Annotated in this window: 15 protein-coding genes; 3 read left to right on the forward strand and 12 right to left on the reverse strand. The window is 33.6% G+C overall.

Annotated elements, in window-relative coordinates:
• Positions 1 to 1,068: 1,068 nt before the first annotated feature.
• A complete protein-coding gene (locus BM211_RS19305) occupies positions 1,069 to 2,181 on the forward strand; it encodes an ABC transporter permease (protein WP_090999018.1) in 1,113 nt (370 codons plus the stop codon).
• A 201-nt stretch (positions 2,182 to 2,382) separates the two neighbouring features.
• Here the strand turns inward: BM211_RS19305 and BM211_RS19310 are convergent, their stop codons facing one another.
• The 11 genes from BM211_RS19310 to BM211_RS19360 form a co-directional block, all read right to left on the reverse strand.
• Entirely contained in the window at positions 2,383 to 2,784 is a 402-nt protein-coding gene (locus BM211_RS19310; protein ID WP_035432856.1) for a disulfide bond formation protein B, read from the reverse strand.
• Between the two features lie 28 nt (positions 2,785 to 2,812).
• Positions 2,813 to 3,418: a thioredoxin domain-containing protein gene (locus BM211_RS19315; RefSeq protein ID WP_035432858.1), complete on the reverse strand. Its 606-nt coding sequence runs from the start codon at positions 3,416 to 3,418 to the stop codon at positions 2,813 to 2,815.
• 17 nt (positions 3,419 to 3,435) lie between these two features.
• On the reverse strand, positions 3,436 to 3,702 hold the full coding sequence (locus tag BM211_RS19320; RefSeq protein ID WP_035432860.1) for a hypothetical protein: 267 nt from the start codon (positions 3,700 to 3,702) through the stop codon (positions 3,436 to 3,438).
• Positions 3,703 to 3,706: 4 nt separating this feature from the next.
• Positions 3,707 to 4,576, reverse strand: coding sequence for a PqqD family protein (locus BM211_RS19325; protein ID WP_035432862.1), 870 nt, complete (start codon positions 4,574 to 4,576; stop codon positions 3,707 to 3,709).
• A complete protein-coding gene (locus tag BM211_RS19330; protein ID WP_035432864.1) occupies positions 4,569 to 6,032 on the reverse strand; it encodes a hypothetical protein in 1,464 nt (487 codons plus the stop codon). The genes BM211_RS19325 and BM211_RS19330 overlap by 8 nt, the downstream gene beginning before the upstream one ends.
• The gene (locus BM211_RS19335) at positions 6,007 to 6,753 is read right to left on the reverse strand and encodes an ABC transporter ATP-binding protein (protein ID WP_035432866.1); all 747 of its coding nucleotides are present in this window, start codon (positions 6,751 to 6,753) and stop codon (positions 6,007 to 6,009) included. Before BM211_RS19335 ends, BM211_RS19330 begins: the two co-directional genes overlap by 26 nt.
• Before the next feature lie 96 nt (positions 6,754 to 6,849).
• Positions 6,850 to 7,059 carry a hypothetical protein gene (locus BM211_RS19340; RefSeq protein ID WP_035432869.1) on the reverse strand — a complete coding sequence of 70 codons (210 nt, stop codon included), beginning with the start codon at positions 7,057 to 7,059 and terminating at the stop codon, positions 6,850 to 6,852.
• A 752-nt stretch (positions 7,060 to 7,811) separates the two neighbouring features.
• Complete coding sequence (locus tag BM211_RS19345; RefSeq protein ID WP_035432871.1) at positions 7,812 to 8,582, reverse strand: NADH dehydrogenase; 771 nt, start codon at positions 8,580 to 8,582, stop codon at positions 7,812 to 7,814.
• A gap of 1 nt (position 8,583) precedes the next feature.
• A complete protein-coding gene (locus tag BM211_RS19350; protein ID WP_035432873.1) occupies positions 8,584 to 8,913 on the reverse strand; it encodes a PadR family transcriptional regulator in 330 nt (109 codons plus the stop codon).
• Between the two features lie 372 nt (positions 8,914 to 9,285).
• Positions 9,286 to 9,831, reverse strand: a complete 546-nt coding sequence (locus BM211_RS19355) for a GNAT family N-acetyltransferase (RefSeq protein ID WP_035432875.1) — start codon at positions 9,829 to 9,831, stop codon at positions 9,286 to 9,288.
• A gap of 57 nt (positions 9,832 to 9,888) precedes the next feature.
• Positions 9,889 to 11,148 carry an MDR family MFS transporter gene (locus tag BM211_RS19360; RefSeq protein WP_090999020.1) on the reverse strand — a complete coding sequence of 420 codons (1,260 nt, stop codon included), beginning with the start codon at positions 11,146 to 11,148 and terminating at the stop codon, positions 9,889 to 9,891.
• A 332-nt stretch (positions 11,149 to 11,480) separates the two neighbouring features.
• Here BM211_RS19360 and BM211_RS19365 point away from each other — a divergent pair, with 332 nt between their 5' ends.
• Positions 11,481 to 13,214: an SgrR family transcriptional regulator gene (locus BM211_RS19365; protein ID WP_090999022.1), complete on the forward strand. Its 1,734-nt coding sequence runs from the start codon at positions 11,481 to 11,483 to the stop codon at positions 13,212 to 13,214.
• A 10-nt stretch (positions 13,215 to 13,224) separates the two neighbouring features.
• Here BM211_RS19365 and BM211_RS19370 read toward each other — a convergent pair whose 3' ends face one another.
• Positions 13,225 to 13,713 carry an Lrp/AsnC family transcriptional regulator gene (locus BM211_RS19370; protein ID WP_035432881.1) on the reverse strand — a complete coding sequence of 163 codons (489 nt, stop codon included), beginning with the start codon at positions 13,711 to 13,713 and terminating at the stop codon, positions 13,225 to 13,227.
• A gap of 269 nt (positions 13,714 to 13,982) precedes the next feature.
• Here BM211_RS19370 and BM211_RS19375 point away from each other — a divergent pair, with 269 nt between their 5' ends.
• The gene (locus tag BM211_RS19375) at positions 13,983 to 14,894 is read left to right on the forward strand and encodes a DMT family transporter (protein WP_090999024.1); all 912 of its coding nucleotides are present in this window, start codon (positions 13,983 to 13,985) and stop codon (positions 14,892 to 14,894) included.
• Positions 14,895 to 15,145 lie beyond the last annotated feature (251 nt).

Raw genomic sequence — 15,145 nt, forward strand, 5'->3', positions numbered from 1 at the left:
TCAGAATCGCAGGACGCCCACGCCCCTGACAGAGAGGCGCTTTTTGCCTCGTCCGAGGGGGCGAAACGGCCGGAGATTCTAGCCGCTAGAGCTGGACAATGCTTCCGCTGAATTTTGAGGTGGGAGTATTACTGCCCACGAATAGCGGGATAAAAACTGTATTAGAAGTATCACCAAATGTTAACAAAATAAGATTGGGATGATAACGCTTCCATTTTCATGTTAAATAAATTTCCCTTCTGATCACACGCCTTTCTTAGAGTAATCGTATCAGTATGTCCAATTTTAGAAGTTTAGAATTTTTGCACCAGAACCAGATTTGATATTTTCTCTAGAGGTAATAGATTATCTCTCGACGCCCTCATTATAGCTTGTATATTTATGAGTTATGATATTTTTGTATTTTTAGAAAGATTGAATAAACAGAATCTTGAATAGATAATAAATTACACTTGGCATGTAACAATTGTGTCCATTGTTTGAAGCTGTATTAGTTAGTAGAAACGAAAAAATAATACAGAATTCCTTTGGTTAACACATTGATTATATTGGAAAATTATTATAAAGATACTTATACTTTCCTTTGTTGAAACATCTTATTTTAGATGTGAACACTGTTATAATAGATGATTCCTGTAGAAGGAAAGGACTAAATTAGGGAAATATAAAATTATTTTTGTGTATTTATTATTTATTTCGTATTTATATACATTTTTTAGAAAAAAACAAACTTTTTTTATAAATCTTGGACATACTGATATGATTACTTTACAAAAGGTATAACTGAAAAATAATTGTACAAAAAGACCGTTTTAAAGATAAAATTGGTCTTTTTGTACAATTATTTTTGGTGTTGAAGTAAGGGGTATACCGCAACATTAGACGGTCAACTGGTGTAATTGCTAGTCCAAGTTGTGTTCCATTTTGGTATGTCTCGCTTAGGCCTACACCTGCAGAATTTCACTATCCAACCATCGCATAATAAACAGCCCAAATAATACAGTCTTGATATAACTGACTTTATTAGAAATTTAGTTACGTTTATAATGAAACAAAGGGGTGATTTCAGTGACAATCGAAACGCTTTGGACAAGCCGTTTCCAGCAACATCTCAAAAAAATCACGATATACTTTGTACGTATTGCAAGTAGTCTCGTCTATGGCTTTCTTATTCTTCTTGGTGTTGGCGGCTATTATTATGCAAAGTTTCTTCGTTCCTTTCCGTCTGAGTTTGTTGCATTAACCATTGTGACGATTTTACTTACGGTAATACTCACTCGTTCTCCTATTCGCACATTTTTACAAAAGCCAGATATGCTATATTTATTGCCGATAGAAGAAAAACTAGCCTATTACTTTAAGCGGTCTCTTTTATATAGTTATCTCATTCAACTCTTTCCATTATTATGCGCGGTACTCATCATTACACCGCTTGCCGGGCAATCATTACATACAACACCTGCTTTTTTATGCGGTGCTTTTGTCATCCTTGCTTTTATAAAATGGTGGAACATGTACATACATTGGACATATCAAAATACAGAAATTGCTTCATACTGGTTGCTTATTCGGATATTCTGCAATGCTGCCATTACATATACAATGTTTCAATTCACTTCGATGATAATTGTAGGAAGTATACTCCTTGTCGTAACACTCTTATTTTTATATACGATGAACAAACAAAAACGGCACATTCACTGGGAATATTTAATAGAGCAAGAAGAAAAAATGGACATGCGCTTTTATCAATTTGTTCATTTCTTTACAGATGTACCGCAAATCAAACAGCAAGTAAAACGAAGAAAGTGGCTCACCACTTTACTGGAACGAATACTATATAAAAAACGATCTCCTTTTTTATATTTGTATAGTTTATCGTTTGTACGTACTAACGATTACTTCGGTATGTATATACGATTAACTTTAGTAGGAGGGTTTCTTTCTTACTATATTCCTAGCTGGATTGGAACAGGAATCACCGCGTTATGTTTCCTATACATATCATTTGTACAACTTCGTGCTTTTTGGAATTATTGTTTGGGAAATAGTATTGTAGCATTGTATCCTGTTTCAGTTATGGAACGAAAGCAGGCTTTTATGACGTTTGTATATATAGTGAGTTGTATACAATTTGTATTCTTTTTCTTGGTTATTTTATTAAAACTAGCAATTGTCTAAGATGATAGTGGAATTTGGCGGAAAGATCGCAGAGGAAATTATTTATTATTCCATTTTTAAAGAAGATTACTACTCTATTACCTCAACTAATAATCAGTGGGAGATGAAGAACCCCCCCCACTGATTAAAGTTTCACTTTATAGATTTCTCTTTTTTATATGCAATTTATCATTTAAAAACTCCGCAAATTATCTCCTAAAGCTACAGAGAAAAAGAATACTTCTTTTTTTCTATAAAGAAAGCACAAAGGAAAATAATAAGGAAAGCGAATAATGACATCATTGGTATAGTTAAGAAACCAAAATATTGTACGTCTATGTTGCTACAATTTGTTTCAATCCCACAAGCAGGATTTTTTATTTGCCAAGTTTGAAGAATAACTTGATATAAAGCAAAAGCTAATCCTATCCCCGAGAAAACTTTTATATATATTGTAATGTCTTTATGCTTTTTCCATTTAGAAATACCAATTAATAATGGGATAGAATACATAAAAATTCTTTGATACCAACAGAGATCGCAAGGTGGAAGTTCTTTTATTTCACTAAAATACAAACTTCCAATTGTTGCTAAAGATGAAACAATAAATGCTAAGCGCAGCATTTATATCATTCCTTTCACTAAACTTGAATTAATTAGCTTCTGCTTTTGTTAATAACTTTTTAAATTCCTCTTTACTATAAACTCCTACAAATTTCTTCCCATTTATATAAAAGGATGGAACTTCTTTTATTCCTCGTTCTTTCAAGTCTATGTTTATACGATTCATAGTTTCTTTTCGCTTATTTTGTGTCTCTGTATCAATATTTTCAAGACCCAAAATTTGTTTAACCTCTTCTTCGTTTTTTGCGTTACTCCATTGATCTTGTTTTTCAAAAGCGGTTTTTATCATATTAAAGTTCTCATTATTATTGGAGAAATTTTTATAAACGTACTGATCATTTGCAAACCTTTGAACATCTACAGGTTTAAAAACATAAAAAATCTTTTTCTCATCTATATATTTTTGCAATACATCTTGAATATTTTGATGTAATTTTTTACAATCCGGACATTGGAAGCTTGAATATTCAATAAATTGCAATGGTGCAGATTTATCACCAACAGCAATTCCTTCAGATAAATCTATTGGTTTAGAACTCGAACCACTGGTTTGTTTACAAGATGTGAAAATTAGTGGAATTATAATAAACAAAGCTACAATTAATAATTTAGAACATATTCTCTTATAATCCATAGCTACTGTCCTATCCTTTACTTAGAATTTGTTATTTTTTGAACAACAAAAGTTATAATAAATGAAATTGCAAACACTATTCCCATTAAAATAAAGAAATTAGGTTTTAATGAGAAAGAAAAACCTGATTCATCCATGCTTACAGATACACTATTAAATATCAAACTACTTTTAGAAGTTCCTGAAAATATGTAATAGAAGACAATACCTATTGTTAAAAACGGAAATACAAAAAAGCTGGAAACAGAAGAGAAAATTAGTGAATTTTTAAAAGATGGAATCATAAAATTAACCTCCTAATTTATTAAGCATAAGTTGTTCCACAATAGATTTCCCATCTCCTACGAATGGAAGTAAGTAAAGTATGTGTAGTGCAAAGGTAATAAAAATAATATTTAATGTGTAAGCTAATGAACCACTTACACCCAACAATTGCGTAAGTATGATCCCTAACACACCGAATATTCCAGGGATTAGTGGTCCTAATACAGTAATCCAAATCATTTTTTTTTGATAAGGCATAATCACTGGTCTTACCAATCTAAGGGACAACAAGTCACTTGCAATAAAACCTGGATATTTACTAGTCATTTTTCTTTGCATGTAAGCATGCAAAGTTTCATGCAAAGAAAAACTTGTGATAATACCAATATATGATATTGAAAAATAATAAGCTAAAGATAAAATAAAATCTGATTGTATAAAGCTGTATGCAACAATACATAGAATCATTACGATAGTCCAAAACAAGACAATTTTTCGAATTACAACCAACAGCATTTTTAAGAATATGGAAAAAAAATCAAAGTCCCCAATATTAAATCGTTCTTTATACCCTATTTTATACTGGGAAAAAAAATGAAGTAAGGCATCTTTGAATTTATTTCCAGTTTCATATTTCCAGTTTAACATATAATTTTGATTTAAACTTCCAAATAAAGAAGCAACATCATGGAATAGTGTATTTTCATCTATATTAAATTTAGTATTTAAATTATTAATAATTTTTTCCATATCCTGCTTTCCATCTATCTCTGTTAACATTACTTTAGCGGTACTATTCATAGGTAAAGATACATCAAGAGTTGCGTCATATACGCTACGATTTTTGATAGACACTCCTGAAGGAAAATAAGGTACTAGTTTCCGTTTATTCATTTTTCAACCTCCATCTATTAGTTAAAGCAATTATTATACCAAGTAATATTTCTGCTAGAATAATACTTCCAAATTTTAAAACCTCATTAGTTTGTCCTATAATTTGATTTCCAATGAATACAATTGGAATCAGGGAACATAGGATAAAAATAAAAGCTAATATTCCTGCATAAGGGTTATTTTTATCTAAAGGTATAATAGTTCCTGCTAAATAGAAGGCTGCTATTGAATTTATTACAATAAGAATAATTTGAAATGATTCTTTAAATGTGTCAGGAGTATATAACAATAATAAACAAAAGATGACTAATTGTATTAAAGATAAAATACATAGACCTATGAACTTTCCGGTAAGAACTTTAAGAGATGTAATGTTATATGTTTTATATGCTAAATACATTTTCTTATCATTTCCGAAAGAGTTTAAAGCAATAATCCCTGTTATTCCAGCCAAAGCAATAATAATAACTGAATTATCCTGGAAATTAAACTTAAGTTTGAATAGTATTACAAGTATTATTATTAAAATAGAGTTTAATAAGTTTTCTTCATTTCGACATTGGGACTTAACCTCTTTAACAATAAGTGCTCCTAATTTATTCCGTGGGATGGGAAGGAAACGAAATAATTTAAGAGAACGTTTCTCAGATTTTATATTTATGAGAAACAAAGAGAAAAACGATAGTAGAATTACTCCTATATAACCAATGATGATAATTGGTATATTAACTTTCATATATGCAAGTTCCCCGATAACCCCAAGAAAAATAGGAGAAGCAAAATAAGTAACATTATAATCAAAAACTGTAAATGTATTAAGCATCCCTTTGATACTTAAACTTTCTAATCCGTATATTAAACAAACTAAAATTACTAATAATAATGTGAGAAGCTTACCAAAAGGTAATTTGCATATCTTTACAAGAAAAGTTGAAATGTTATAAATGAATTGCATTAAACATAATACAAAAAAGCTTTGCAACAATAAACCGAAAAGAAAGGCACAACTAAAAATGAATCCTGCCTTTTGTGTGAAGAATGCAGGTACCATAATGATACTGATCATACAAAATACTAGAGATAAAATTACACTAGAAAATGGAATGAAATATCCTAAATTCTTTTCGAATAAATTTACAGGAAACCAGCTTAACTGAATAGATAAGCGATCTTGATCAGATGCCATTGCTTTAAAAAAAATGAAAAAAACAAATGTTAAAATAGAAGCATTTAAATACATTGAAACTGTCAGTAACGTAATAGATCTTGTATCTCCATTTAGAAAACCTTGCAAACTTACACTAGTAATTTGATATCCTCCAAAGACTGCAATAGAAATTATTGATAATGTGAAAACACTAGCTATGAACACCTTCATCTTCGTATCAAGGAGTTTCCGTATTTCTTTTTTCCACATTTTTAGCATTAAACTAGAAATTATTAATGATTTTTTCAAAATGATCACTCCTACTACCTAGCATAGACACTTTCATAAATACTTCTTCTAAACTGCTAGAATTATGCTGGGTTTTAAGTTCTTCAACTTTGCCTTCTGCTATTTTTTCTCCTTTAGCAATGATAGCAATGCGATTACAAAGTTTTTCTGCTCCTAACAAATCATGAGTAGATAGAAGAATACTTCCCCCTTTATTTATATATCTTTCCATAAGCTTTTTAGTCATAATAATTGCTTCTACATCTAATCCACGAAAAGGTTCATCAAGTATAATAACTTTGCTTTTCAGCATAAAAGCTGCAATTAGTTGTATTTTTTTCTTCATACCATGAGAATACGTTTCTATTGGCTCATTTAAAGCTTCTTTCATATCAAATATCTCTATTAAATCTTCTGTCTTCTCTGAATTTATTAGTTCATACATAGAGGTAACAAAATCTAGATATTCTTTTCCAGTAAGAGCTTCAGGTAGAATTAAATCATCAGGAACATAAGCAATATTTTGTTTAAATTCTTTAGATTGGCTAGAATATCCGTTTAATTCCACATTCCCTGATGTAGGAGAAATAATACCAAGTAAACAATTAATTAAAGAAGTTTTTCCTGAACCATTGGGGCCTGCAATTCCCATAATTTCTTTATTATTAATAATCAAATTAAAATTTTGGACACCCCATACAGAATTCTTGTATTGTTTTGATAGCTGATGAATTTTTAGCATTATTTCGCACCTCCAAAAATATATATATAAACTAATTTAACCACCCTTTAAAAAGGATGGCTAAATTGTAAATGATCATTAATAAATTAAGCCTAACTAACTACACTGAATTTTAACTTGAAGACCGTTAACCCACTGCACACCGCCAGTGAAAGATCCTTTGCCATTCGCCAGACACCATATAGCTGCTCCAAGAACTACCGTAGCTCCCAAAGCTAGTAATACAGCGACGAATACTAGCCACCAAGCCTGATCTTGAATAATGTTTAAAGTATTAAACTCTACTTGTGGTGCAACATATTGCATTCATATCCCTCCCCTGAATATAGTTTAGAGTAGTTTTATGAATCTATAAGACTCATAAAGCTATGAAAGAAAAGAAAGAAAAAAACAGTGTATGTAATTTCCCCTTCTTTCTTACAATTTCGATTATACATAAAGAAAAAGATAGTTTGTATATCTTTTCCTTTTTATCAAATTTTTGTAATGGTTATAATTTACATACCCTATATAATAGTAACATTTTTTGATTATTCTGTATAATAATTTCAGACACAGTATAATTTTGTAAAAATTACCAAAATATTTCTCAACAACTTAAAATAAATATTAAGTTAATACTGTTCTCTACAAAGAAAAGTTGCAAATCTATATTGATCTGCAACCTTTTTTACAAGGAGATTTTATATAATAAGAATGCTGTAATGACAAGCTTGTTTCAATGTTCAAGAGGTACGTTACCTACTTGCCTCCTCTAGAAAAGCAAATTAAAAGGCATTGTACAACTTACAAACTTCGAATTGGACATCGCACCGTCACGGGGTTATTACGAACAAAATTAGCAATACACGTTAACCGAAAGACCGCACAAAGAATACTACCTGTTCCCGGTTGAATATAAGGAACAGATAGCATAGGTGTTTTATTCCTGTCTCATATCAGTGGTCCAGTTCATTTGTATATAGAGTGATTTTTATAAAGTTTTTGTGCTTTTGCAGGGTAGTTTTACTAAAATAGAAAGAATCCATTTTGCTCTAAATGGATTCTTTGCATTAATCCTATTCAATAACTTGTTGATTTTTCGCTTTCTTATAGAAATAAATACCTAAACATATACCTATGATCACACTACCAATAATCGTTGCTGTAATATACCGTGGATCTTTATTTATTTCACTTGGAATAATGTGCTCTAAGGTTGGACCAATACAAATTGTAAATGCTACAAAGATCGTAAGCCACGATTTTGCATACAGTGCAAAAAGAACAAAAATCAGCATACATACGCCAGCAATTATATAATTTTGCGCCCTCGTTGCCACAAAATAATACGTATCCATTTTTCCATCCATCCAAAAATAGAATACTAACCAGCCACCAATGGCAATACAATTAGCTAGCAACATTAGAAATAGCGACTTTTTTGTAGATGGATATACTTTAGGGATTCCTTTCAATAGAGTAATTGCAAATACAGCAAGAGTTAAAAATAGCGGTAATGATCCAAATAACAATATATTTTGAGAAATTTTAAATTCTCCCTTAAGAGCTGGCGGGAAGGCCATATAAGCGATAATAACCAAGATTGCTGCAGGAATGAGTTTCATTAACCCTTCTTTATCTACAGGCAACTCTTTCCCGATATTCTTCATATGCTGCTTACGACTTTTCCCAATAATATGATCTACACTCTTCCCTCTTTTTTCAGCTTCTATTAAGTGAATTTCTAGCTCGTCGACAATTTCATTGATATCTTCATCTTTCTTGCCCCGCTGCAATAAATACATTCTCAGTTCAATTAAAAATTGCTCGGACTTCGTTGATAACATGTTATTTTCCCCCTTTATTTATCACGTTTTCAACAGATAGTTTTAAATCGTTCCATCGGTTTTTAAAACTATCCAATTCCTTCTCCCCTAATTCTGTCAAAAGATAGTACTTTCGTTTTGGCCCAGCAGTTGATTCCCTTAACACACTTGTCAGTAATCCTTCTTTTTGCATACGCAATAATAAAGGGTAAATGGTTCCTTCACTAAAGGAGTGAAAACCATAACTTTGTAATTTCTCCGTTAACTCGTAGCCGTATATTTCTCCTTCTTGAATAATGGCTAGAATACAGCCTTCTAGAATGCCCTTTAGCATTTGCGTTGAATCAGCCATTTTCTCTCTCCTTTTTTTGTACATACTTCTTAATATCTTGTAATGCAAGGTAAATAATTATACTAATAACTTGCAATGTAAGTGTTATAACCATAAAATACCATACACTAACTTGTAATGCAAGATATATATATCAAACCAAAAAGGAGCTGATTTTCAGCTCCTTTTTGGTTTGATCCGCTCCGCTTACCTGTCGAACATTGCCGAAGAGTCTTTATTCCTTGTCGAATCGCTGATATATTTCAAAAATCGCCGATAAATGTCCTATTTGCGCCGATATATCGCAAAAAGCGCCGATATATTTAGTTCCGGGTGTAAGCAGTAGTTGGGAGTAAGGAATATACATTCGTATCATACGAAACAAGAGACCATTTATCCATTAAACCTCCCCATCAAAACAGTATTATGGTAATTCCCATCCGATAAAACTTTGTCGTTTTTTAATATCCCCTCTACTTCAAACCCATATCTTTCATAAAGGCTTTTCGCTTTATCATTCGTCTCAAGAACATTCAAGGTGATTTTCTTAATTCCGTGCGAGTCTGCCCAATTGATGGATTCTGTTAAAAAGTTCTTTCCAATACCGTATCCCCAATATTCTTGTAATACACACACGCCAAATTCTACTTTATGAGATGTTCTTTTCAACTTGTTCCCTTCACATCTTGAAAAACCTACAATTCTTCCACTTACTTCTGCTACTAAAAATAGATTACTAACACTGTCTGTATCCTCTTTAATGATTCTTTTAAAACCAGCTTCATCTATGTATGCTTCGCCTTTTTCTCTATCTAAGTTTTCTGTTTCGCCATCTATTTGTAATCGTACTTCAGATAATTGTTTTGCATCTTCTTCCATTGCGGACCTAATCAAATAACGTATATTACGACTATAAAATTCTTTTGGGCTAATTTTCATTACAATTATCTCCTATCCTAAGAAAGCTACTTGTCTTCAAAACAAGCAGCCTTCTCGTTATCCTATTTTCTCTACTTTCTCCTTTTGAAGATGATACATATCCACCGCTTTCTTGAATAAGAGAATACTGCTTATTCCGATGATGCAGTATAAAATACTCATCCCCCAAGAAGCAATAACGGAACCGATCATAATGCCAAGCGTTCCAACCATTTTCGCGATTTGAAAGACCATGCTGGTAATAGCCATATAAGAGCTTCTCGCATCGTCTTTTGCCATATCTGCCCGAATCGATTGGCTGATTGGCACATACATCATTTCTCCAATTGTTTGGAACAAGCCTGCCAGTAATAAAATCCATAGGCTGTTACTTGCTCCAAATATCGTAAACCCAATTGTATAGATAAATAAACCTACATACAGTACTTTCCGGTCATCAAAGTGATTCATGATTTTTACCATAAGCGCTGAAAATAACACGATTAATACGGTATTTTCAGTGGATATCCAGCTTAGCATCCGAATCCCTGTTAAATCAAAATTACTTCCGTTCCAGAATGAAAATGTTATCGTTTCAAATTCCTTTTGCAGACGAACGCCGATGTAATTATTAATTTGAAACTCTAGTGATAATGCACATATACTTCCTAAGCACAGTATGATAAACGCCTTATCTTTCATGACAACTCGGTAATTGTTTACCATATCTGTTAATACGTTTTTCTTTTCTGCTTTCTTTTGAACGACATATACTTCTTCCATGTAAACCGTAATTAAATATAGTGTTAATAATGCAATGCTCGTCAGCAGCATAAATAATTGAAAACGGTATTTCTCAAACAGGAGTCCTCCGAAAATTGCACCGATCGCGATCGATAAATTGATTGCCCAGTAATTAATGCTGTACATCATTTTTCGATTTTCTGGTGTACTTACATCAATTAACATCGCTTCCGTTGCCGGGTTCATCAAGCCAGAACCGATGCTATTAATCAGTAAAAATACAAATGTGAGCCAAGGTGAATCTATATACTCTGAGTTCGCAACCCCCATACATGCAATAGAGATTACTTGAATTACCTGTCCAATAATCATAACCTTTTTCCGCCCTAATGTATCGGCAATATAGCCGCCATATAAACCGACAATGAGTGACGCAATTACATTCAATAACAATAAAAATCCAGCTAATGCTGCTCCTAATTTTATGGAGAAGTAAATCGCCATAAATGGAAAAATCATCGTTCCTACCGTCCGCGTTAAAAAGGATGTAATAATTCTAATTTTAATGTTGCGATGCATTGACCAAAATCCCATCTGTTTCCTCCTCCTTCTGTTTCTCCATTTTACTTTGAAAAAGAGGAAGAAAAAGGTTAAAATATTCAGAAGAGTTTCCCCTTTTATAAAGTGAAACTTTAATCAGTGGGGATTTTTTTCATCCCACTGATTATTAGTTGAACCAATCGGGCTTTTACTGGCAGTTTATCTCCCACCTAACTTCTTAAGAAAAGCGGAAGCGGCTCGCTCAGAATCGCAGGACGTTGGAGCACCCGGAGATTCTAGCCGCTAGAGCTGGACAATACTTTTGCTGAATTTTGAGGTGGGAGTATTACTGCCAGTTAATGCGGGAGAAAAAGGAGATGTAAAACATGAAAATTATGGACCACTATATTCGGCTAAGATTTGCCTTTCCAAATGAGCAGCATATGAAGCAAAGTCTCCAAGAACTAGCTACTATTTTATTTTGCAGCACAAAAAACGTGAAATTTTTACTTAAAAAAATGAGCGATGAAAAATTAATCGACTGGATTCCAGGAAGAGGCCGGGGAAATAAAACAGAAATTCGCTTTCTTCATACATTTACAGAAGCAATATTGCCGCATGTTGAAGAACTTTTAAAAAATGAGAAGTTAAAGGAAGTATTTTTATTATTAAAAGAACCGCTACCTTTCTTACTGCGTGAAAAGATAGAAGAGCGATTAAATACTTATTTTGGATATACAACTTCAGACGATCTGTATGATGTGTTAAAAATCCCATATAACCGAAAATTACTCCCCATTGATCCGGCTTTTGCGGCTGTAACGACGGAAAGTCATCTTATTAGTCAAATCGTTGATACATTGGTGCGGTATAACGAAAAAACTGACGAAATCGAGCCGCATTTGGCACATACTTGGGAAGTAAGCGATGATCAACTTACATGGACATTCTACCTACGTAAAGGTGTTCGCTTTCATCACGGAACAACATTATCAGGAAAAGATGTAATCTTCTCCTTCGAAAGATTACAAGCTGTCCAATCTCCTTTTGATTGGTTAACAGAGGGAATTACGAAAATAGAAAACCCATCTCCTCTGCGAGTTATCTTTCATTTACGAAAACCAAATCGCTTTTTTCTACATTATGTAAGCTCTGTACAATTATCCATCTTACCGCATGATGTAATGATTCAAACTCATCAGTATAGTGGTACAGGTCCCTTTAAAATAAAAAGCTTTACCGAAGATAATTTTATTTTAGAAGCATTTCCCGATTATTTTAAAGAGCGGGCACTACTTGATCAGATTAAATTTTGGTTTGTTCCAGAGCAGTCAAAAATACAAACAAACTACGAATTACCAAACATGGGATGTAAAGAAGAAAGGGCAGTGGAAACAGAAGAAATCGGCTGTATATACGCAGCATTTAACTTTCAAAAAGACGGCCCGCAGCATGATATCTTTTTCCGAAAAGCGTGGGCAGAAATCATGGATCCTACATCATTAATTCACGACCTTGGTGATAATCGGACAATGCCGGCTTATAGCTTTTTTCCCGATAAAAGCAGAACCATGCATAAAGAAACATCTATATCGAAAGCGAAAGAATATTTACAACAAAGTACGTATAATGGAGAAACGATACACATCTACTTCTTTGCGTTTAAAGGTAGCGAAAGCGATGCGATCTGGTTACAAAAACGATGTGAACCACTCGGCATACATCTGCAGCTTCATCCTTTTCTAGTCACTGATTACTTTAACGAAGAGATTGCCAAACAAGCTGATATCATTTTAACAGGAGAAGTGCTCGACGCTAATCTTGAAATGGCCTTTTTACATATCTTTAAAAATAAAAGTTGCTTCGTTCATCGCTTCAGGCATCCCCATTATCATGAGCAAATCGAGGGCATGCTTGACCGCTTTATAGCAGAGCCAAGTAAAGAAAAACGATATGACTTAATATGTAACATCGAAAGGCTTCTTAGCGACCAGTACCTTCTTGTCTTTTACTACCATGTGTTAAAAAGAAGGAGTTTCCCATCTGAACTTCAAAATGTCACGATCGATTCGTTCGGATGGACAGACTTTGCCAAACTGTGGATTCGTCCTCATGCATAAGAAGGCGGAGCTAAACAGCTCCGCCTTCTTCTTCTCTCCGCAAAGGCAACACAGTAGAATACTTAATCTCTCGCAGCGCTAAACTCGTTTGAATTCTCGTAATGCCGAGCATATTTAATTTGCGAATAAACCGTTCCAATTCGTTTCGATCGCGGTGCACAACTTTTAAAATATAATCATACTCACCTGTTAAACAATGGCATTCTAATACTTCTGGCATCTCGCGCATAGCTTTCTCTAACACTTCGAGTTTCTCCGCTTGATGAATATTTGTGCTAACAAAAATAAAGCATAATAAGTCAAATCCAAGTTTTTCTTGATTTAAAATAGCTACTTGCCGATTAATAAATCCTTCGTTTTCCAATCGTTTCACCCGCGCATGTGTAGCCGGCGGCGAAAGATTCACGCGGCGAGCAACCTCCGCATTACTCAGCTGTCCTTCTTGCTGCAGCACATCTAAAATTTGTACATCTAAATCATCTAACCCCTTCTGTTCCATTTCCAGTCTCCCTTTTCCTAACGAACGATTATTCACGAAAACATATGACAACCGCACTTAAAATGAATAACATTCCGCAAAAGAACTTAATCGCTTTATATTATTTCGAATTTTATTAATTATACAAAATAACATATATGACAAACAAGAAAAATGCTACAATTTACATAGTTTAACGTATATGTATCACACCACCGTGCACAGTGGCTTTTTTATTAAACGGGCAATGCATAGGCCCTACTTTCTTATAAAAGGAGCTAACTCGTATTATGCCTTATGTTATTTTATTACTCATCACAAGCCTATTGTGGGGCGGAAATTTTGTAGTCGGCAAATCTCTTGTTGGGCACGCTTCGCCGATGACACTTACGACTCTTCGCTGGGGCATTGCCATCATTTGTCTTTTCCCAATTGTCTGGCTGAAAGAAAAGAAACTATTCCCGCCGAAAGAGGCCATTCTCCCTTTATTTATAATGGGGGTTACTGGCGTTGTTTTCTTTAACATTTTTCAATTTTGGGCGTTAGAACATACATCCGCAACAAATGTTGGTCTTATTTCTACATTAAATACGATTTCGATCGCTGTTTGTGCCGCTCTATTTTTAAAAGAAAAAATAAATATATGGCAAGTCACATCGATGATCATTTCCTTTTTTGGCGTTACGCTTGTTCTTTCAAAAGGAAAAATAGATACACTGTTTTCCTTACATTTTAATATCGGTGATTTGTGGATGATGGCTGCGGTATGCGTATGGGGAATTTATTCCGTTTGCAGTAGATGGGCAACGAAAAAAACGACACCAATGATGTCTACTTTATATTCTGGTATCTTTGGTATTATCCTATTGATTCCCTTTAATATCTCTGATTTCACAATTTCAAATGTAAACGCTTCGTTCTTAGGATCTATTCTATACACAGGTGTGATTTCAACCGTGTTATGTATGGTTTTTTGGAATATCGGTGTTCAAAAATTAGGGGCGACTACAGCTGGTATTTTCTTGAATTTCAATCCGATTTTCACTGCTATTTTAGCGTTTCTCTTATTAGGTGAACAAATGACGTGGATTCAAATCGTCGGAAGTATGATTGTAATCGGTGGCTGTTACTTATTTTCGCACTTTAAAAATACTACTTCAAAACAAGAATATACATCCACTAGCTTGGCAAAGACGCATTAGAAATGAAGCTGACCCGATAGGTCAGCTTCTTCTAGTACGTTCAGCGTGTCGAACATCGTCGAAGTGTCTTTATCCCGCATTAACGGGCAGTAAAAGCTGGAGAAGCGCAGGGAAGAAAACTGCCCGTAAAAGCCCGATTGGTGAGAGCTTTCCATCAGTGAGAAAGTCGTCACTGATGGAAGTTTCACTTTAAATCGTGTCGAATCGCCGATATATTCTAAAAATCGCTGATATATCACAAACAACAGACG

The sequence above is a fragment of the Bacillus sp. 491mf genome, assembly GCF_900112415.1.
In the GTDB taxonomy this organism is placed as follows: domain Bacteria; phylum Bacillota; class Bacilli; order Bacillales; family Bacillaceae_G; genus Bacillus_A.